Source organism: Inquilinus limosus DSM 16000, assembly GCF_000423185.1.
GTDB lineage: Bacteria > Pseudomonadota > Alphaproteobacteria > DSM-16000 > Inquilinaceae > Inquilinus > Inquilinus limosus.
This window is the reverse complement of record NZ_AUHM01000001.1, coordinates 28,722-46,928: the sequence shown is the minus strand read 5'-3', so window position 1 is coordinate 46,928 and position 18,207 is coordinate 28,722. Positions and strand designations below refer to the sequence as shown.

The window sequence follows — 18,207 nt, the reverse complement described above, 5'->3', positions numbered from 1 at the left end:
AGGGGCGGGCGACGGCCGGAACGGGGGCGGGGTGCGGTTCTTCGACGTGGTGGTGATCGGCGCCGGTGCGGCCGGGATGATGTGCGCGGCCGAAGCGGGCAAGCGCGGCCGGTCGGTGCTCGTCCTCGATCACGCCGCGGCGCCGGGCGAGAAGATCCGCATCTCCGGCGGCGGCCGCTGCAACTTCACCAATCTGCACGCGGCGCCGGCGAACTTCCTCTCCGCCAACCCGCATTTCTGCATCTCGGCGCTGCGCCGCTACACCCAGCACGACTTCATCGCTCTGGTCGGGCGGCACGGGATCGCCTGGCACGAGAAGACGCTGGGCCAGCTGTTCTGCGATGGCTCGTCCCGCCAGATCATCGACATGCTGCTGGCCGAGATGGGCCGGGCCGGCGCCACGCTGCGCCTGTCCAGCCGGGTCGAATCGGTCGGGCGGGATGCCGACGGCTTCGTCCTGGGATTGGCGTCGGGCCCCGTGCGTTGCCGCTCCCTGGTGGTCGCCACCGGCGGCCGGTCGATCCCGAAGATGGGCGCCACCGGCTTCGGCTACGATCTCGCCGCCCGCTTCGGCCTGAAGGTCATTGAAACCCGGCCGGCCCTGGTGCCGCTGACCTTCGAGCCGGCGCTGCTGGAGCGGCTGAAGCCGCTGGCCGGCGTCGCCGTCGATGCCGAGGTCGGCTGCGGCCGCACCCGGTTCCGAGAGGCGATGCTGTTCACCCATCGCGGAATCAGCGGCCCGTCGATCCTGCAGATCTCCTCCTATTGGCGCGAGGGGCAGGAAATCGAGGTGGCGATGCTGCCCGGCACCGACGTGTTCGGCTGGCTGCGCGCCGCCCGCGCCGACAACGGCCGCCGGGCCCTGCACACCGTCCTGGCCGAGGCGCTGCCGAAGCGGCTGGCGCAGACGATCGCGGAGGCGGCGGGTGCTGTCGGCAACCTCGCCGACCTGTCCGACAAGGTGCTGCGCCGGGTGGCGGAGGCGGTGAACGGCTGGCGGGTCGAGCCCGCCGGATCCGAGGGCTACCGCACCGCCGAGGTGACGCTGGGCGGGGTCGACACCGCTGGGCTCGATTCGCGGACCATGGAGGCGAAGGCGATGCCGGGCCTGTACTTCATCGGCGAGGTGGTGGACGTCACCGGCTGGCTCGGCGGCTACAACTTCCAATGGGCGTGGTCGTCGGGCTGGTGTGCCGGACAGGCCGTCTGATCACGGGGCCGGCGTGGCCATCGCGAAATCGCCGCGCATCGGGTGCCAGACGGTGACGCCGCGCTCCTGCCGCAGGACATCGGGCAGCGCCGCGATATAGGCCTGGCGGTAGTCGCGGGGGATCTGCACCTGCACCAGCTCGTCGCGATCGGCCCAGGTCTCGTACAGCATGAACAGCGTCGGGTCGTCCGGCGACCGGTGCAGCACGGCGTTGATGAAGCTCGGCTCGTGCCGCATGGCGTCCAGCACCGGCGTCAGCAGCGCCAGGAACTCGGCCTCGCGGCCCGGCTTGACGTGCAGGGTGACGATGATGGCGACGGTGGTGTCGCCCGGGCGCGTTGTTGTGGAGACCAGCATCTCGGCGGTTCCTCGGAATCGCTGGGGATGCGCCGAGGATTGCCGAGGGCCGGTCCGGATCCAATGACCTCGCAGGTAACGAAAGGGCGGATGCCTTACGCCCCGAACACCCGGTCGCCCTGCTCGTCGATGATCTGCTGCGCCTTGGTCACCGAGAAGGCGGTGGCGTCGTCCTTGCTGGCGTGCTTGTCGGCGCGGATGAAGCGATGGGTCTTGGTGCCGTCCGGGAAGTCCTTCTCGATCACGCCCGCGGTCTGGTACTGGCCGCCGGCGGCGAAGGGGGCGGGGCGGATGCGGAAGCCCTTGTACTCGACCGCCGGCCCGGCCGGGGCCTCGCCGGGGGCCGCCTCCTCGCGCTTGCCGCCGCCGAACAGGGATTTCAGGAAGGAGACCATCGTGCCGCCCGTTGCGCAGGAAAGGGGAGGCGCAGCCTAGCCCGGATCGCGCCGCGGATCACGCTTTCACCGCGGTGAGGTGCATGCTACAGCCACTCCGCCGCAGTCCGGAGACCCGCGATGAGGACCGATTCCACCGCAACCCGCTGAGCCGCAGCAGCCATCCGGTTGTTGCGGCGCTCCCGATCACGGCCTTCCGATCCTGATGTGGACCGCCGCCGAATTTCCCTTTCTGCGGAGGTCTTCCCATGCCTGCACCCAGGCCATGGCCCTATTCTTTGGCAGCGACCCTGCTGCTGCTGTCTCCCTTCGACCTGCTGGCTTCGCTCGGCATGGACATCTACCTGCCGGTGGTGCCGCTGATGCCGGCGGCCCTGGCGGCGACGCCGGCGTTGATCCAGCTGACCCTCAGCCTTTATCTGCTGCTGCTCGGCTGCGGCCAGCTGCTGTTCGGGCCGCTGTCCGACCGCGTCGGCCGGCGGCCGGTGCTGCTGGGCGGCGCGCTGCTGTTCACCCTGGCCTCGGCCGGGCTGGCGCTGGCGTCCTCGGCCGCGCCGTTCCTGGCGCTGCGCCTGCTGCAGGCGGCCGGCGCCGCGGCCATGCTGGTCGCCACCTTCGCCACGGTGCGCGACGTCTACGCCGCCCGGCGCGAGGGCGCGGTGATCTACAGCCTGCTCGGCTCGATGCTCGCCTTCGTGCCGGCCTTCGGGCCGCTGCTCGGCGCCGGGGTCGACCACGGCTTCGGCTGGCGCGGCATCTTCTGGCTTCTGGCCGGGCTCGGCGCCGCGGCCGGGCTGCAGGCGCTGCGGCGCTGGCCGGAGACGCGGCCGGAGGATGGCGACGGGGTGCGGCTGCGCCATGTCGGGGCGATCCTCGGCAGCGGACCGTTCTGGACCTACACCCTCGGCTTCAGCGCGGCGATGGGCGCGTTCTTCGTCTATTTCTCGACCGCGCCCGCGGTGCTGATCGGCGGGCTCGGCCTCGCCCCGCTCGGCTTCAGCTTGGCCTTCGGCACCGCCGCCCTGGTGATGATCGCGACCGCGCGCTTCGCCGGCCGCTTCACCGCGCGCTGGGGACGGCGCGGCTGCCTGATCCGCGGCATGGCGCTGCTGCTGGGCGGGGCCGGGCTGCTGGCGCTGGGACAGCTCGTGACGGGCCCGTCGCTCTGGGCCTTCCTGGTGCCGGTCTGGGTGATCTCGGCCGGGATCGCGGTCGCCTGCGCCGTCACCGCCAACGGCGCGCTGCAGGGCTTCGGCCATGTCGCCGGCACCGCCACCGCGCTCTATGCCTGTCTGGAGGGGCTGATCGTCGGCGCTGCCGGCACGCTCGCGGTGCTGGCGCTGCCGGCCGGCACGGCCTGGCCGCTGGCGGCGTTCTGCGCCGTGTCGGCGCTGGTCGTGATCGGCCTGGCCCTGCGGCTGCCGGCCGAGTGAAGCGACGGGGCGGATCCCGCCGGATCCGCCCCTTTTCCTCACGCCGCCACCGCCGGGGCGTGATCGATGAAGCCGGTGATGCCGGACAAGAGGCCGCCGGCGATCTCGCCGAAATCGGTGCCGGCGACCAGCGCCGGCGCGCCCTCCGGCCCCAGCTCCCAGCGGAAGCGGATGCGGCCGTTGTGCTCGTCGACCGGGCCGATGCGGCGGAAGCGGTGGCCGGGGAAGCGCTCCTGCACCGCCGCGATCATGGCGTCGATCGCGTCGCGGCCGTCGCCCCGCATCATCGGGTCGACATAGGCCGCATCCTCGGTCCAGGTCGCGTCGATCAGGGCGCGCCGGCGCCCGGCATCGGTCTCGTTCCAGATGGCGATATAGCGGTCGACCAGCTCGGTGGCGTTGCTCATCTTCGCTCTCCAGCGGTGGTTGCGATGGCCCGATCCTGTCCGGCCCCGGTCGCGAAAGCGATTACCTGCCAGGTCATGGATGCGCCGCCGGCGGCCGGCTATCGTCGGCGCATGAACCGCAGCACAGCCCCCAGCTTCGGCGACCATCTGCGCGACTGGCGCCGGCGCCGCCGCCTCAGCCAGCTCGACCTCGCCTGCGAGGCCGACATCTCCACCCGCCATCTCTCCTTCATCGAGACCGGGCGGGCGCGGCCGAGCCGCGAGATGGTGCTGCACCTGGCCGAGCGGCTGGACGTGCCGCTGCGCGAGCGCAACACCCTTCTGGTCGCGGCCGGCTTCGCCCCGGCCTATCCGGTGCGGCCGCTGGACGACCCGGCCCTGGCCCTGGCCCGGCGGGCGGTGGAGCGGGTGATCGAGGCGCATGCGCCGAACCCGGCGCTGGCGGTCGACCGGCACTGGCACCTCGTCGCCGCCAACGCCGCGGTGGCGCCGCTGATGGCGGGGGCCGCGGCCGCGCTGCTGCAGCCGCCGGTCAACGTGCTGCGGCTCAGCCTGCATCCGGACGGGCTGGCGCCGCGGATCGCCAACCTGCCGGAATGGCGCAGCCATCTGCTGGAGCGGCTGCGCCGGCAGGTCGAGGTCACCGCCGATCCGGTTCTGGTCGAGCTGCTGGCCGAGCTGCAGGCCTATCCGGCCCCGGCGCGCGGAGTCGCGGCGCTGGCCCCGCCGGAGGAGGCGCATCCCGACATCGTCGTGCCGCTGCGGCTGGCGACGGAGTCGGGGATCCTCTCCTTCCTCTCGACCACCACCGTGTTCGGCACGCCGGTCGACGTCACCCTGTCGGAGCTGGCGGTGGAAGCCTTCTTCCCGGCCGACGCCGCCACCGCGGAAGCCCTGCGCCGCACGGCCTCACCGGCCGTCCGCAACATTTCGTAACAAAATTGTCTTCCGCTTGTATTTGACATAATTCCGCCAACGTCGTCACATGGGCGGGAGACTTCCTTGGAAGGGGAGCCTGCCGATGCGAAGGGTGCTGAACTGGATGCGGCTGCTGGCGGCCGCAATGGGCGACGACGACGGGCATGAGCGCGAGCTGCACGCCGCGCTGCGCCGGGCGACGCGCACCCCGCAGCGGTGCCGGCGTCCGCTGCCCGACCCGGAGCTCTGATCACAGCCCTCCCGGTTCCTTCCCCGCCGCGAACGGCCTCCGCCGGCGCTTGCGCGCGATGATCTGATCCAGCGTCGCCGGCCTCAGCCCCTGCACGTCCACCCCGACATCGTATTGCCGCGTCGCCGGCGTCAGCCGGCCGTGCGAATGGCCGTGCAGGTTCAGCGACCCGCGGCCGATCTGGTTCCAGGTGCGGAACGGGTAGTGGCACAGGATCAGGTGCCGCCCTTCGATCTTCAGCTCGGCATAGGCCTGCACCGAGTCCCAGCCCGGCGCCGCCAGCGTGCCCGGCCCGTCATTGTTGCCGCTGATCAGATGCTTGCGGCCGTTGAGGCGGTCCAGCAGCGCCGCCACCGCGTCCGGCGGCGGGCCGAGCGCGAAATCGCCGAGATGCCAGACCTCGTCCTCCGGCCCCACCGTCTCGTTCCACAGCGCCGCCAGCGCCTCGTCATGGGCGGCGACGCTGGGGAAGGGCCGCCGGTCGATCCGCAGCACCCGCGGATCGCCGAAATGGGTGTCGCTGGTGAAGAAGACGGTCATGAGGGAGTGCCCGCTGTCCTGCTCACCTTTCCCGCCGGGTGCGGGCGGACCCGGACATCCTTCGGGACGTCCGGGTCGGGACGGGCTCAGCCCGCAGCCCCTTCCAGCGCCTGAAGCAGGTTGACGACGTTCACGCCCAGCGCGTCGACGGCGTAGCCGCCCTCCATCACCGTCAGGGTCGGCACGCCCAGGCCGCGGCCCAGGATCTCGCCCATGCGGCTGAAATCGTCGCTGGTCAGCTTGAAGCGCGAGATCGGGTCTTCCTGGAAGGTGTCGGCGCCGAAGGACAGCACCACCGCGTCCGGCCCGTAGTCGCGGATCCGCGCCAGCGCGGCGTCCAGCGCCTCGCGGTAGCGGTCCCAGGTGGTGCCGAAGGGCATCGGCAGGTTCAGGTTGAAGCCCTCGCCGGCGCCTTCGCCGGTCTCCTCGGCATAGCCGAGATAGTAGGGGTATTCGACATTCGGGTCGGCGTGCAGCGACACGAACAGCACGTCGTCGCGGCGCCAGAAGATCTCCTGCGTGCCGTTGCCGTGGTGGTAGTCGATGTCGAGGATCGCGACGCGGCCGGCGCCGTTGTCGCGGAACCATTGCGCCGCCACGGCGGCGTTGTTGAAGAAGCAGTAGCCGCAATAGACGTCGGTCGAGGCGTGGTGCCCGGGTGGCCGGCACAGCGAGAAGACCGGTCTGCGCTCGGCCGCCACCAGCTTCGCGCCGGTCAGCGCGACGTCGACCGAGCTCAGCGCCGCGCGCCAGGTGCCGGCGGTGATCGGGGTGCCGCAGTCGCTGGCGTAGTAGCCGAGCTTGCCGTCGATCGAGCCCGGCACCACCTGGCGCATGTTGCGCACCGCCCAGTTGGTCGGCAGCGCGTCGATCTCGCCGTGCTCGGCCTTCCATTCGTCCCAGGCGGTCTCCAGGAAACGGATGAAGCCGCGGTCGTGCACCCGGGCGATCGGGTCGGTGCCGAAGCGCTCCGGCGCGCGCACCTCGCCCAGCCCCGCGGCCTTGATCCGCGCCAGGATGGTCTCGGCCCGTTCCGGCTTCTCCACCACCGGGATGAAATGGCCGCCGGTCAGCTCCACCTTGCCGTGCTGCAGCCGGTGGTCCTCGGAATAGATCGTCAGCATCGCGTCCCCGCTCGGTCCCTGTCGCCGGCGACAGTAGCGGATCGATTGCGAGGCCGGAACCGGCGACGCGCTATTCCGGCCGGGCGGCCGGTGCCGTCTCGTCCGGCGGGGGCGGCTCGGGGGCCGGGGCGGACGGCGGCGCCTGCCGGGCGCGGCGCTCGCGCAGCCGGCCGCGGACCCAGGCGGCGATCTCCGACAGGTTCTGGAACACCGGCAGCTTCGGCTGGGCGCCGCGGCTCGGCTCCAGCGCCAGACCGACCTCGGTCACCTCGTTCTCGTCGTCGACGGCGCGGACGATCAGCTCGACCCCGCCGACCGGCAGCCGGTCGCCGACCTCGACGCGGCCGCCGAAGCCGTCCTGCAGGAAGGCGCCGACGGTGCGGGTCTCGGCCGGATCGGGCAGGGCGAAGCCGTAGCTCTCCGCCACCTCGGCCAGCGGCGCGTCGGCGTGCAGGGTGAAATCGCCGAAGAAGTCGCGGTCGTCCTCGGCCAGGCGGGCCGGGGTGGCGAACAGCCGGTCCAGGAGGCGCACCTGCTGCGGCGGGGTGAAGATGTAGACCTGGTCGCCGGTCTGCAGCCGCCCGGCATGGTGGATGTCGACCGACTGGCCGTCGCGCACGATCAGGGCCGGCCGGGCCCAGCGCGGGATGCGCTCGCCGCGCGCCACCGGGCTCTGCGCGGCGATGCGGTAGACCACCAGCTCGTGGTTGGCGCGGCCGGGCAGCTCCAGCTCGACGCGGTCCACCGGGCCGATCCGGGGCGGCACGATCAGGCCCAGCCACTTGGCCAGCGGCCGGATGGTCCAGCCCTGCAGCAGCAGCGAGACGATCACCACCACGAACACGCCGTTGAAGATCGCCCGCCCGTCCGGCAGCTGCGCGATCAGCGGCAGGATGGCCAGCAGGATCGACACCGCGCCGCGCAGGCCCACCCAGGCGACGAAGGTGGTCTCGTTGCGCGAGAAGCCGTAGGGCAGAAGGCACAGCCAGACCGCGATCGGGCGGGCCAGGAAGGTCAGGGCCAGGGCCACGGCCAGCGCCGGCAGGAACACCGCCGGGAACTGCGACGGCGTGGCCAGGAGACCGAGGGTCAGGAACATGCCGATCTGCGCCAGCCAGGTCATGCCGCTCTGGAACCGGCGGATCAGGGCGGCGGCGCGCAGCGCGGCGTTGCCGGCGACCATGCCGGCGACATAGACGGCGATGAAGCCCGACCCGTGCAGCATGCCGGTGGCGGCGAAGATCAGGAGGGCGAGGCTGAGCGCGATCACAGGATAGAGGCCCGGGTCGAGGCTGACCCGGTTGATCACGCGCACGATCAGCAGGCCGCCGGCGAGGCCGAGGACGATGCCGATGCTGGCTTCCAGCGCGAAGGTCGTGACCAGCGACCAGGTCAGCGTCTCCGCCCCGGTGCCGAGCCGCGCGGCCTCGACCAGGGCCAGGGTCAGGAAGATCGCGATCGGGTCGTTGCTGCCGGATTCGATTTCGAGGGTGGAGCGCACGCGGTCGCGCAGGGTGATGCCGCCGACCCGCAGCAGGAAGAATACGGCGGCGGCGTCGGTCGAGCTGACGATGGCGCCGGTCAGCAGCGATTCGTACCAGCCGAAGCCGAAGGCCAGCCGGGCGGCGACGGCGACCAGCCCGGTGGTCAGCAGCACCCCGGCCGTGGCCAGGGTCAGGGCCGGGGCGGCGGCGGCGCGGAAGCTCTGCAGCCGCGTCTCGAAGCCGCTGTCGAACAGGATCAGCGCCAGGGCGACGCTGCCGATGAAATAGGCCGCGGGCGCATCGTCGAAATGGATCTTGCCGATGCCGTCCTCGCCGGCGCCGAGGCCGACCGCGAGGAACACCAGCAGCAGGGGGGCGCCGACCCGGAAGGAGATCAGGCTGGTGAAGACGCTGAGCGCAATGAGTCCCGCCGCGACGAGAATGGCGAGGTTCATCGCCTCGATCATCGGTTCTCTTCCTCACTTTCCGGGGGCGCGGCCGCGCCGTGCGACTCGCCTCTGCAATCCACCTGAGAAAGGTGACGGAAATCGGGCCCGATGGCGAGGTTTCCGCTCAGTCCAAGGCCTTCATGGCGGCCGTCGCCGCCGCCGTCAGCGCCCCGCGGGACGCGCCGTCGCGGGCCTGCAGCGACAGCCCCTGCATCACCGTGCCGAAGAAGGTGGCGAGGCCGTCGACGTCGGTGCCCGGCGGCAGGTCGCCCTCCGCGACGCCGCGCTGCAGTCGCCGCCGGATCCGGTCCGTGGTCTCGCTCCGCAGGGCTGCAAGGTGATGGCGCAGCCCTTCGTTCTCCGGCAGGCCGTTGACAAGGCCGAGGATCAGCATGCAGCCGCGGGCCCCGGGCGAGGCGAGGGCGATCTCGGCGCTCGCCGTCAGCATGCCGAGGATCGATTCGCGGGCGGTCGCGCCGGCCTCCAGCGCCTGCATGCTGGCGGCGCCGTCGGTGGCGAGATAGAGGTCGAGCGCCTCGCGGAACAGCGCCTCCTTCGAGCCGAAGGCGGCGTAGAAGCTGGGCGGGTTGATGCCCATCGCCGCGGTCAGGTCGACCAGCTGCGCCCCCTCGTACCCCTTGGCCCAGAACACTTCGATCGCCCGCCGCAGCGCCGTGTTGCGGTCGAAGCTGCGCGGCCGGCCTCGCGTCGCCATCCGTGCTCCTTTCTGTAGTTGATCTTACATAATTCCCTTGACCTCCGTCGCGCAAGCCGACAGCATTTCTGTAGTCGAAATTATGGAATTTGGAGGTCCGCGATGACGACCGGCCCCATGCCCGATCCGGCGCTGACGGACGCCCGGCTGAAGGTGATCGATGCCTATTTCCGCGGGGCGGACACCCGCGACCCGGCCTTCCTCGACCTGTTCACCGAGGATGTGGAGCTGTTCTTCCCGAAATTCGGCCTGGCCCGAGGCAAGGCGGCGGTGGCCGAGTTCGGCGCCCGGCTGGCGGCCGAGCTGGAGAGCCTGGAACACGACATTCCCGGGCTGCGCAAGATCGTCGCCGGCGACACCATCGTGGTCGAAGGCACCGAGCGCGGCGTCACCCGCGGCGGCCTTCGCTGGCCGGACGGCGTGGTGTCGCAGGGCCGCTTCTGCGACGTGTTCGACTTCGAAGGCACGCTGATCCGCAGCGTCCACATCTATGTCGACCCCGACTTCACCAGCGCCGACCGCGACCGCATCCGCATCCTGCGCGGCGAGGCGGCGGCCGGCGGCGGCGCCCGGGCCGCCCTCGAACGCTATCTCGCGGCGATGCGGTCGGACGCGGCGCCGGAGGCGGTGGCCTCGCTGTTCACCGAGGATGCCGACTGGGACATCCCCGGCGCGGTCGACCGCGTGCCCTGGATCGGGCGCCGCACCGGACGCGCCGGCGTCGCCGACTTTGTCCGCGCCCTGTGGGAAGGGATCGAGCCGATCCGCTTCGACATCGACACGATCGTGGCCGAGGGCGACCGCGCCTTCGCGGCGGGCGAGCTGGAATCGCGGGCGAAGCGCACCGGGCGGATCATGCGCAGCGACTTCACCATCGACATCACCGTGCGGGACGGGCTGATCGCCCGCTTCCGGCTGCTCGAGGACAGCTTCGCGGTGGCCGAGGCCGCCGCCTGATACCAGCGGGCTTTAAGATCGACTCTTCAGTCCCTTCCCCGTCATGGCGAGGAGGCGAAGCCGACGTGGCCATCCAGGAGCCGATGCGAGCGGCCCTGGATGGCCACCCCCCCAAATCGGACTCCGGGGCGGGGCTCGCCATGACGGGTCAATATGCCGGCCATGAGCCCTGAGATCCCGTGTCTGCGCCGAGGTACTCCGCACCGCAGCGCGCACGGGATGACGAACAGCTTTCTAAGCCAAATGCAATCAGGACAGGAGCTCGACCGCGCTGCGTACCAGGGCGGCGGCGCCGAGGGCGATGCAGCGCTCGTCCGGCTGGTAGTCGGAATTGTGCAGATGGTCGTTGCGGCCGGGCTGGCCGGCGCCGACCCGCAGGTGGAAGGACGGCACGCGTTCGGAGAAGAAGGCGAAGTCCTCGGCGCCGAAGCCGGGCGCGGTCTCGTCCACCACCTCGCCGAACTGCGCCCGGACCGCGGCGACCGAGGCTTCCAGCATACGGGGATCGTTCATCAGCGGCGGCACGCCCAGCTGGTAGTCCAGCTCGCAGGTCACGCCCTGGGTCAGCTCGATCCCCTGCACGATGCGGCGGATGGTCGTCTCGGCCACCGTCCGCGCCTCGGGCGACCGGGCCCGCACCGTGCCGCGCAGGGTGCAGGTGTCGGGGATGATGTTGTGGGTGGCGCCGCCGGCGATGCTGCCGACCGTCACCACCGCGCCCTGGGCCGGGTCGATGGACCTCGAGACCACGGTCTGCAGCTGCGTCACCAGATAGGCCGCCGCGACGATCGGATCCGCCGCGTCCTGCGGCCGCGCCGCATGGCCGGACCGGCCGCGCACGGTGATGTCGAAGGTGTCGGCCGAGGCGGTGCTGGCGCCGTGGATGTAGCCGAAGCGGCCGACCGGCATGGTCGGGCTGTTGTGGAAGGCCAGCGCCATGTCGGCGCCATCCGCGGCGCCGTCCAGGATCATCGCGGCGGCGCCGCTCTCCGGCGTCTCCTCGGCCGGCTGGAACACCAGCCGGATGCGGCCGCGCAGCCTCGGCGCCAGCTGCTGCAGCACGGCGCCGACACCGATCAGCGTCGCCGTGTGGATGTCGTGGCCGCAGGCATGCATCGCGCCCGGCACGGTGCTGGCGAAGGGCAGGCCGGTCATCTCCTGGATCGGCAGCGCGTCCATGTCGGCGCGGATCAGGAGGCAGGGGCCGGGGGCGCCGCCCTCGATCTCGGCGACGATGCCGGTGCGGCCGATCCCGGTGCGGTAGGGGATGTCCAGCTTGTCCAGCTCCGCCGCCACCACCCCGGCGGTGCGCTGGACCTCGAAGCCGATCTCCGGATGCGCATGGATGTCGCGCCGCACCTCGATCAGTCCGGGGGCGATGGCCTCGACCGCCGCGTCGATGGTGGCGCCGATATCGTTGATGCCGCGCAGGTCCATGGCCGAAAGCTCCTCGAAGCCAAAAGGAGAATGTTGGGCCGAGGCCGGCATAGGACGCCAGACCGAATCGGGCCGACAATCCAGTCATCGCATCCTGGCGGGGCGGCGTCCACCCGCAGCCATTGCCGCAGCGGTCAGCGCAGATCGGCGCCGACCGCCTCGGCGACCGAGCGGAAGCCGTCGGCGCGCAGCCGGTCGGCCAGGTCGCGCTTGATCTCGCCGACCAGGGCCGGGCCGCGATAGGCCAGGGCGGTGTAGAGCTGGACCAGGCTGGCGCCGGCGCGGATCTTGGCGTAGGCGTCGGCGCCGCTGGCCACGCCGCCGACCCCGACCAGCGGCAGCCGGCCGGCGACCAGCTTCGCCATCCGCCGCAGCACCGCGGTCGAAGGCTGCATCAGCGGCCTGCCGCTCAGTCCCCCCGGCTCGCCGGCCAGGTCCGGCGGCAGCCCGGCCGGCCGGGCGATGGTGGTGTTGGACACGATCAGCCCGTCGATGCCGGCGGCCAGCGCCACCTCGGCGACGTCCTCCAGGTCCTCGGTCGTCAGGTCGGGGGCGATCTTGACCAGGATCGGCGGCCGCGCCGTGCCGTCGGTCCGGGCCGCGGTGACGGCGGCCAGCAGGCGCTGCAGCGGCTCGCGGCTCTGCATCGCCCGCAGCCCGGGCGTGTTGGGCGAGGAGATGTTGACGACCAGATAGTCGGCCAGCCGGGCGAAGGCGCGGATGCCGGCGGCATAGTCGGCCTCCGGGTCGCGGCTGTCCTTGTTGCGGCCGACATTCACCCCCAGCAGCCCCGGTGCCGCGGCGCCGGTCAGCCGCCGCGCCTCCAGCCGGGCCGCGGCGGCGGCGTGGCCGCGGTTGTTGAAGCCGTAGCGGTTGATCAGCGCCTGCTGATCCGGCAGCCGGAAGGCCCGCGGCCGCGGATTGCCGGGCTGGGCCCGCGGCGTGACGCTGCCGATCTCGACGAAGCCGAGGCCGAGCCGCAGCATCGGGTCGACCACCTCGGCATCCTTGTCGAAGCCGGCGGCGAGGCCGATCGGGTTGGCGAAGCGGCGGCCCCACAGCGTCACCGCCAGGACCGGGTCGTCGGGCTCGGACATGACCGGCCCGAGCCCCAGCTTCAGCGCGGTGATGGTGGCCCGGTGCGCCGTCTCGGGCGGCAGCGCCTTCAGCAGCGGCGCCGCGAGGGCGAAGAGCCGGCTCACGACGCGGCGACGGACGGGAACAGATGCGGTGGAAAGGCGTGGCGGCCTTCGACCAGCGGCAGCGGCGCCACGCCCTGCACCGCGCTCAGCGGCAATTCGCCATAGAGATGCGGGAACAGGGCGCCGCCGCGCGACGGTTCCCAGCGCAGCGCGTCGCCCAGCGCCGCCGGATCGACCGCAACCAGCACCAGCCCGTCCTGGCCGGCGAAGTGCCGGGCCGCGGTCTCCTCGGCCTGCTCGGCCGTCGAGAAATGGATGAAGCCGTCCTGATGGTCGACGGCGGAGCCGCGATAGGCGCCCGCGGCCTCGGCCGCCGCCCATTCCGCCGCGCTGCAGATCTTGTAGATGGTCATGGCGGGCGAACCCTAGGGAAGCGGCCTCCGCCCGTCAATCGCGGGACCCGATCGGCGGATCGTGAGCGTTGCAGAATGCGAATCGTATGCCGCCGCACGTTGCAAATTGCGAGTGCGCAGTCAGGTTCAAAATGCCATGACGTATTTTTATTCTGTAATCTAACTAAATATTGGAACATAGTATCAGAATCAGCCTTATGACTGAGGCCTCATCCGTCCGGCTGATCCGTCCACTGTGGTTCAGCCTCTTGGCACGGCCCTTGCACCGAAGGTGGGCATTAAACCAGTGGGGAGATGCCCAAAATGGGCGACATTGCGATGACGGATAATCTGACTGTGGTCGAGCTGAAGACCCCGATGACCTATGCCCTCGACATGGTGACGGCGATGGGCGACCCCGGCATCACCACGGTCCCGACCAAGCCGACGGCCGGCATGCTGGCGGCGGGCGCGCGGGCGGGCGGTGTCACGGTCGAGGTCGCCTGGCGCGTCTTCCAGGCGATGGTCAACGCCGCCGACTGACCGGCCGGCCGATGCTGAGCGGCGGCGGCTCGATCACGGCCCCGCCGCCGCTGGCTCTCTCATAGCCGCCCGGGAGCGCGGGGCTGGCCGCGGCCTCGCCGGCGGCCGGCAGCAGCACGGTGACGCGGGTGCCGACGCCGGGCTCGCTGTCGATCATCAGCATCCCGCCATGGCTCTCGACCAGCGCCTTGGCCAGCGGCAGGCCGAGGCCCGATCCTTCGCGCGGCCGCCGTGACAGGCGGCGCGCCTGGCGGAACGGCTCCAGCGCCAGGGCGATCTCCTGCTCGGTCATGCCGATGCCGGTATCGGCGACGGTGATGCGGACCGACCGCGCCACCGCCACGGCATCGATGGTGACGCGGCCGCCATCGGGCGTGAACTTCACCGCGTTGGTCAGCAGGTTGATCAGAATCTGGCGCAGCCGCAGCGGGTCGGCGTTCAGCAGCGGCAGGTCGCGCGCCACGCGCTGCTCGATGGTGATGTCGTGGGCCTCGGCCCGCTGCGCCACCAGGCTGACGGCATCCTGGATGTCGCTGCCGAGGTCGACCGGCTCGGGCTGCAGCTCCAGCCGGCCGGACTCGACCCGCGACAGGTCGAGCACGTCGTTGACCAGGGCCAGCAGATGCTGGCCCGAACGGTGGATGTCCTCGGCATAGCCGCGATAGCGCTCCGGCAGCGGCCCGAGATGGGCGTCGCGGATCAGCTCGGAAAAGCCGAGGATGGCGTTCAGCGGCGTGCGCAGCTCGTGGCTCATATGGGCCAGGAAGGTGGTCTTGGCGGTGTCCGCCGCCTCGACCGTCCGCATCGCCTCGCGTATGCGCTGCTCGGCCAGCCTTTCGGCGGTGATGTCGAGATGCGCCACCACGGCGCCGACCGCGCGGCCCTCGGCGATCGGCGCGGCCAGCAGGCGGATGGTGCGGCCGCCCGCCCCGGCGCCGATCGCGTATTCGACCGGCGCCGCCGGCCGGATGCCCTGGACCACGCCGGCGAGATGCACCCGCACCTCGGCGCCCGCCGGCCCGGCGACGGCGCACAGCGCGAAATAGTCCTCGCCGGGGCGCGAGCCGCCGCCGACGAAGCGATCGCGCTCCCCTGGCCATTGCCAGGGCGGGTTCGCGGTCAGGATGACGCCGTGCTCGTCGATCAGCGCCAGCGGCATCGGCAGGGCGTTCAGGGTGGCGGCGTGGCGTTCGTCCAGCACGGCGAGCCGGCGGTGCGTCTGCAGCTCCGCGATCCGGCGGTCCAGCCGGGCGGCGATCAGGGCCAGGGCGAAGACGACGATATCCGCGGCGGCGATCAGCCCGGCCAGGATGCCCGGCGGCACCGGCGTGCCGGCGGCGCCGGCCCCGGTCGCGGCGGCCGGGTCGGGCACGAACTGCGCCGCGGCCATGCCGGTGAAGTGCATGCCGGAGATCGCGGCCCCCATGACCAATGCGGCCAGCACCCGCCGGCCGCGCCCGATATCGGACAGGGCCAGGTGCAGTGCGGCGGTGGCAGTGACCAGGGCGATCGCCACCGACAGGGCCAGGATGGCCGGGTGGTAGGCGATGCGGCCGGGGGGCACGATCGCGGCCATGCCGACGTAATGCATGCCGGCGATGCCCAGGCCCAGGCACAGGCCGCCCGCCAGCAGCGGCAGCGGCGCCGCTTTGCCGAGCGTGGCCACGGCGAAGCCGGCGCCGGTCGCCAGCGCGGCGATCAGCAGCGACAGCAGGGTCAGCCGCAGGTCGTAGGCGAAGCCGGCCGGCAGGTGCAGGGCCAGCATGGCGATGAAGTGCATCGACCAGATGCCGCCGCCCATCGCCACCGCGCCGCCGGCCAGCCACGGCAGGCGCGCCGCGCCCCGGGCGGCGCGGATGCGCTTGCCGAGGTCGAAAGCGACGTAGGAGGCGAGCACCGCGACCAGGACGGCCAGAGCCGCCAGCCAGGGATCATGGCCGGGCATCAGGGAATGGGACAGACTATGGCCGGTGAAATCCATCGCCGTTCCGGTCGGGGCGGCCGCTGCCGGAAAAGCCCGGCCGTGCAGCATGTTATGCCGGAAGCATATCCCCGGCGCGGCGGCGTGGCTATGGCCGGCGGCGCCCGAAGCCCAGCGACACCGCATGCCCGGAAGCCGGACGGCCCCCACGACCTTTCGGCGCCGGGCCAGGCACGCGCCGGTGCCGGGTTTCGCCGCGGGCCGCGGCGCCGCGCACGGCCGTGGCGGGCCTGGCCGCCTCGCCGAAATCAAGCGCCACCGCCAAGCCGGGGCGGTTGTCCGACAGGGTCAGCCGGATCTCGTGCAGCTGCGCCACCGCCGCGACCAGGCTGAGGCCCAGCCCGCTGCCCGGGGTCATCCGGCTGGCGTCGAGCCGGAAGAAGCGCTGGAACACCTTCTCCCGCGCCGCCTCGGGGATGCCGGGGCCGGTGTCGCGCACCTGCCCGACCGGGCCGTCCGGCCCCGGCGCCAGGGACACCGCGATCCCGGTCCCGGGCGGGGTGTGGCGGATCGCGTTCTCCACCAGATTGGCCAGCATCTGGGTCAGCAGCTGTCGGTCGCCGCGCACCCGCAGGCCGGGGGCCACGGTGCCGGTCAGCCGGTGCCCGGAATCGTCGGCCACCGGACCGTAGGTGTCGATGATGGTCTCGAATATCCCCGAGAGGTCGACCGGGGCGAAGCCCTCGCGCCGCGCCCCGGACTCGATCTGGGCGATGCGCAGCAGCGCCGCGAAGATGGCGAGGATGCCGTCGATGTCGGCCACGGCCCGCTCCACCGCAGCGTCGTAGTCGGCGGCCGAGGCGGCCTTCAGCCGTGCCGCCTCCAGCCGCTGGCGCATATGCGACAGCGGCGTGCGCAGGTCGTGCGCGATGTCGCTGGAGACCTGGTGCAGCCCCTGCATCAGCTGCTGGATGCGGTCCAGCATGGCGTTCAGGTTGTCGGCCAGGCGGTCGAACTCGTCGGCCTTGCCGCGGCTCGGCACCCGCTCGTCGAGATGGCCGTCCATGATATGGCGGGCAGCGGTGTTCACCGCCTCCACCCGGCGCAGGAACCGGGCGCTCAGCACCAGCCCGCCGGCCAGCGCCAGCAGCACCGTCGCCGCCGCACCGGCCAGGAAGAAGCGGGTGATGCCCTCCTGCAGCTCGTCCAGGTCGTGGGTGTCGCGGCCGATGAACAGGTGCAGCTCCGGCGTCAGGTCGACGCCCAGGCCGCGGATCGTGTGCCGCTCGGGGTTGCCGTCGCCGTCGGTCGTCTCCAGCGGGATGTCGGCCCAGCCGGTCACCGCCGGCACCGGCCGCAGATTGCCGGCCAGCACGCCGCCGTCGGCGTCCTCCAGCGCGAAGTAGAAATAGTCGGGGTCGATGTCGGTGATGCGGTCGTTGATCGCCTTGACGATCTCGGGCGGCGAGGCGCCGATCACCGAATCCCGGACCGTCTTCATCTCGGCGCTGATCGACAGGTCGATCTGCTGGTCGGAATACCGCGTCATCGCCACGTAGACGATGCTGGACACCGCGATGATCGAGACGCTGAACAGCGCGGCGAAGCCCGCCGCCAGCCGGAACGTCGCGGTGCGGACCAGTCTACCCAGGATCACGGAGGCAGTATCCCACGCCGCGGACGGTGTCGAGCAGGGGGGCTTCGAAGCCGCGGTCGATCTTGCTGCGCAGCCGGCTGATATGGGTTTCCACCACCGTCGTCTGCGGCTCGAAATGGAACTCCCACACATGCTCCAGCAGCATGGTGCGGGTGACGATCTGGCCGGAATGCCGCATCAGATATTCCAGCAGCTTGAACTCGCGCGGCTGCAGGTCGATCGACTGGCCGGCCCGGGTGGCGGTGCGCTTCAGCAGGTCGATCTCGAGATCGGCGACGCGCAGTGCGGTCTCGACCGCGGCGGCGCCGGCGCGCCGGGCCAGGGCGTCGATCCGGGCCAGCAGCTCCGCCACGGCGAAGGGCTTGACCAGATAGTCGTCGCCGCCGGCGTTCAGCCCCTCGACCCGGTCGCTGACGCCGCCCAGCGTGGTCAGGAACAGGATCGGCACCGTGTTGCCGTCCTGGCGCAGTCGGCTGGCGAGGGTGATGCCGTCGATGTCCGGCAGCATCCGGTCGACGATCAGGAGGCGGGGGGCGCAACCCGAACGGGCGGCCGCGGCGCGGGCCAGCCCGTCGGCCCCGGTGACGCAATGATCGACCGTGTGGTCGGCGTCCCGCAGGGAGGCGATGATGTGCTGTGCCGTCTCGATATCGTCTTCGATCAGAAGGATCTGCATGGGCGCGTCAGGCTCTCGGACAGCGGATCGCTGGCAGGACGGACCGAGAGGGCTTGCAACCGCTCCCGCCGGACCGTCGCACGCCGAGACGGTGCCGCGGGCGTTTGACCCGGCCGGAGAGTAGGGGGAAGCGCCACTGCGGCGTACTTACCTTTTGGTAATGCCGAGTCCATGTGGGCGGCATCCTCCGATACAATCGC

The 18,207-nt window shown here is 71.7% G+C and carries 19 protein-coding genes; 6 read left to right on the top strand and 13 right to left on the bottom strand.

Translation table 11 applies throughout. The features are described 5' to 3' along the window. Positions 1 to 31 precede the first annotated feature (31 nt). Positions 32 to 1,210 carry a BaiN/RdsA family NAD(P)/FAD-dependent oxidoreductase gene (locus G537_RS0100270; RefSeq protein WP_026868406.1) on the top strand — a complete coding sequence of 393 codons (1,179 nt, stop codon included), beginning with the start codon at positions 32 to 34 and terminating at the stop codon, positions 1,208 to 1,210. On the opposite strand, the gene G537_RS35690 is transcribed toward G537_RS0100270, so the two are convergent. Together G537_RS35690 and G537_RS0100260 are read right to left on the bottom strand one after the other, a co-directional pair. Then, positions 1,211 to 1,567 carry a putative quinol monooxygenase gene (locus G537_RS35690; RefSeq protein ID WP_051247571.1) on the bottom strand — a complete coding sequence of 119 codons (357 nt, stop codon included), beginning with the start codon at positions 1,565 to 1,567 and terminating at the stop codon, positions 1,211 to 1,213. A gap of 95 nt (positions 1,568 to 1,662) precedes the next feature. Then, a complete protein-coding gene (locus G537_RS0100260) occupies positions 1,663 to 1,962 on the bottom strand; it encodes an HlyU family transcriptional regulator (RefSeq protein ID WP_026868405.1) in 300 nt (99 codons plus the stop codon). Positions 1,963 to 2,210: 248 nt separating this feature from the next. Between G537_RS0100260 and cml the strand changes: the two genes are divergently transcribed. Beyond that, entirely contained in the window at positions 2,211 to 3,395 is a 1,185-nt protein-coding gene (gene cml / locus G537_RS0100255; RefSeq protein ID WP_026868404.1) for a CmlA/FloR family chloramphenicol efflux MFS transporter, read from the top strand. A 38-nt stretch (positions 3,396 to 3,433) separates the two neighbouring features. On the opposite strand, the gene G537_RS0100250 is transcribed toward cml, so the two are convergent. Beyond that, positions 3,434 to 3,802: a nuclear transport factor 2 family protein gene (locus G537_RS0100250; protein WP_026868403.1), complete on the bottom strand. Its 369-nt coding sequence runs from the start codon at positions 3,800 to 3,802 to the stop codon at positions 3,434 to 3,436. Between the two features lie 111 nt (positions 3,803 to 3,913). Here G537_RS0100250 and G537_RS35685 point away from each other — a divergent pair, with 111 nt between their 5' ends. Both G537_RS35685 and G537_RS43360 read left to right on the top strand, forming a co-directional pair. After that, positions 3,914 to 4,738, top strand: coding sequence for a helix-turn-helix domain-containing protein (locus G537_RS35685; RefSeq protein ID WP_034850408.1), 825 nt, complete (start codon positions 3,914 to 3,916; stop codon positions 4,736 to 4,738). Between the two features lie 85 nt (positions 4,739 to 4,823). Further along, positions 4,824 to 4,970, top strand: a complete 147-nt coding sequence (locus G537_RS43360; protein ID WP_155888435.1) for a hypothetical protein — start codon at positions 4,824 to 4,826, stop codon at positions 4,968 to 4,970. On the opposite strand, the gene G537_RS35680 is transcribed toward G537_RS43360, so the two are convergent. The 4 genes from G537_RS35680 to G537_RS0100220 form a co-directional block, all read right to left on the bottom strand. Continuing rightward, positions 4,971 to 5,510 (bottom strand): metallophosphoesterase family protein, encoded by a 540-nt coding sequence (locus G537_RS35680; RefSeq protein WP_034850296.1) that lies wholly within the window; start codon positions 5,508 to 5,510, stop codon positions 4,971 to 4,973. Between the two features lie 86 nt (positions 5,511 to 5,596). Then, positions 5,597 to 6,634, bottom strand: coding sequence for a histone deacetylase family protein (locus G537_RS0100230; protein ID WP_026868402.1), 1,038 nt, complete (start codon positions 6,632 to 6,634; stop codon positions 5,597 to 5,599). A gap of 70 nt (positions 6,635 to 6,704) precedes the next feature. Beyond that, positions 6,705 to 8,585 (bottom strand): potassium/proton antiporter, encoded by a 1,881-nt coding sequence (locus tag G537_RS35675; protein WP_051247570.1) that lies wholly within the window; start codon positions 8,583 to 8,585, stop codon positions 6,705 to 6,707. A gap of 106 nt (positions 8,586 to 8,691) precedes the next feature. Continuing rightward, the gene (locus tag G537_RS0100220) at positions 8,692 to 9,282 is read right to left on the bottom strand and encodes a TetR/AcrR family transcriptional regulator (RefSeq protein WP_026868401.1); all 591 of its coding nucleotides are present in this window, start codon (positions 9,280 to 9,282) and stop codon (positions 8,692 to 8,694) included. Between the two features lie 102 nt (positions 9,283 to 9,384). Here G537_RS0100220 and G537_RS0100215 point away from each other — a divergent pair, with 102 nt between their 5' ends. Then, the gene (locus tag G537_RS0100215) at positions 9,385 to 10,239 is read left to right on the top strand and encodes a nuclear transport factor 2 family protein (RefSeq protein WP_211230251.1); all 855 of its coding nucleotides are present in this window, start codon (positions 9,385 to 9,387) and stop codon (positions 10,237 to 10,239) included. A 249-nt stretch (positions 10,240 to 10,488) separates the two neighbouring features. Here G537_RS0100215 and G537_RS0100210 read toward each other — a convergent pair whose 3' ends face one another. From G537_RS0100210 to G537_RS0100200, 3 genes are all read right to left on the bottom strand, one after another. Next, positions 10,489 to 11,676, bottom strand: a complete 1,188-nt coding sequence (locus G537_RS0100210) for a M20 metallopeptidase family protein (RefSeq protein WP_026868399.1) — start codon at positions 11,674 to 11,676, stop codon at positions 10,489 to 10,491. A gap of 134 nt (positions 11,677 to 11,810) precedes the next feature. Further along, positions 11,811 to 12,878, bottom strand: a complete 1,068-nt coding sequence (locus tag G537_RS0100205) for a quinone-dependent dihydroorotate dehydrogenase (RefSeq protein ID WP_026868398.1) — start codon at positions 12,876 to 12,878, stop codon at positions 11,811 to 11,813. Further along, positions 12,875 to 13,231, bottom strand: a complete 357-nt coding sequence (locus tag G537_RS0100200) for a DUF952 domain-containing protein (RefSeq protein WP_034850295.1) — start codon at positions 13,229 to 13,231, stop codon at positions 12,875 to 12,877. The genes G537_RS0100205 and G537_RS0100200 overlap by 4 nt, the downstream gene beginning before the upstream one ends. A 318-nt stretch (positions 13,232 to 13,549) precedes the next feature. Between G537_RS0100200 and G537_RS0100195 the strand changes: the two genes are divergently transcribed. After that, entirely contained in the window at positions 13,550 to 13,753 is a 204-nt protein-coding gene (locus G537_RS0100195) for a hypothetical protein (RefSeq protein ID WP_155888434.1), read from the top strand. Here G537_RS0100195 and G537_RS0100190 read toward each other — a convergent pair. From G537_RS0100190 to G537_RS0100180, 3 genes are all read right to left on the bottom strand, one after another. Beyond that, positions 13,737 to 15,734, bottom strand: a complete 1,998-nt coding sequence (locus tag G537_RS0100190) for an MHYT domain-containing protein (RefSeq protein ID WP_026868395.1) — start codon at positions 15,732 to 15,734, stop codon at positions 13,737 to 13,739. The genes G537_RS0100195 and G537_RS0100190 overlap by 17 nt on opposite strands. Positions 15,735 to 15,822: 88 nt before the next feature. Next, positions 15,823 to 17,331: a sensor histidine kinase gene (locus G537_RS35670; protein WP_051247568.1), complete on the bottom strand. Its 1,509-nt coding sequence runs from the start codon at positions 17,329 to 17,331 to the stop codon at positions 15,823 to 15,825. Further along, entirely contained in the window at positions 17,318 to 18,007 is a 690-nt protein-coding gene (locus G537_RS0100180; protein ID WP_026868394.1) for a response regulator transcription factor, read from the bottom strand. Before G537_RS0100180 ends, G537_RS35670 begins: the two co-directional genes overlap by 14 nt. Positions 18,008 to 18,207: the final 200 nt, after the last annotated feature.

Bases quoted from the DNA above. Each gene is read 5' to 3' on its own strand.
- G537_RS0100230 (WP_026868402.1), bottom strand. From the start codon at position 6,634: ATGCTGACGATCTATTCCGAGGACCACCGGCTGCAGCACGGCAAGGTG.
- G537_RS0100215 (WP_211230251.1), top strand. From the start codon at position 9,385: ATGACGACCGGCCCCATGCCCGATCCGGCGCTGACGGACGCCCGGCTG.
- G537_RS43360 (WP_155888435.1), top strand. From the start codon at position 4,824: ATGCGAAGGGTGCTGAACTGGATGCGGCTGCTGGCGGCCGCAATGGGC.
- G537_RS0100220 (WP_026868401.1), bottom strand. From the start codon at position 9,282: ATGGCGACGCGAGGCCGGCCGCGCAGCTTCGACCGCAACACGGCGCTG.
- G537_RS0100250 (WP_026868403.1), bottom strand. From the start codon at position 3,802: ATGAGCAACGCCACCGAGCTGGTCGACCGCTATATCGCCATCTGGAAC.
- G537_RS0100260 (WP_026868405.1), bottom strand. From the start codon at position 1,962: ATGGTCTCCTTCCTGAAATCCCTGTTCGGCGGCGGCAAGCGCGAGGAG.
- cml (WP_026868404.1), top strand. From the start codon at position 2,211: ATGCCTGCACCCAGGCCATGGCCCTATTCTTTGGCAGCGACCCTGCTG.
- G537_RS0100180 (WP_026868394.1), bottom strand. From the start codon at position 18,007: ATGCAGATCCTTCTGATCGAAGACGATATCGAGACGGCACAGCACATC.
- G537_RS0100190 (WP_026868395.1), bottom strand. From the start codon at position 15,734: ATGGATTTCACCGGCCATAGTCTGTCCCATTCCCTGATGCCCGGCCAT.
- G537_RS35680 (WP_034850296.1), bottom strand. From the start codon at position 5,510: ATGACCGTCTTCTTCACCAGCGACACCCATTTCGGCGATCCGCGGGTG.
- G537_RS35675 (WP_051247570.1), bottom strand. From the start codon at position 8,585: ATGATCGAGGCGATGAACCTCGCCATTCTCGTCGCGGCGGGACTCATT.
- G537_RS35690 (WP_051247571.1), bottom strand. From the start codon at position 1,567: ATGCTGGTCTCCACAACAACGCGCCCGGGCGACACCACCGTCGCCATC.
- G537_RS0100210 (WP_026868399.1), bottom strand. From the start codon at position 11,676: ATGGACCTGCGCGGCATCAACGATATCGGCGCCACCATCGACGCGGCG.
- G537_RS0100195 (WP_155888434.1), top strand. From the start codon at position 13,550: ATGACGGATAATCTGACTGTGGTCGAGCTGAAGACCCCGATGACCTAT.
- G537_RS35685 (WP_034850408.1), top strand. From the start codon at position 3,914: ATGAACCGCAGCACAGCCCCCAGCTTCGGCGACCATCTGCGCGACTGG.
- G537_RS0100200 (WP_034850295.1), bottom strand. From the start codon at position 13,231: ATGACCATCTACAAGATCTGCAGCGCGGCGGAATGGGCGGCGGCCGAG.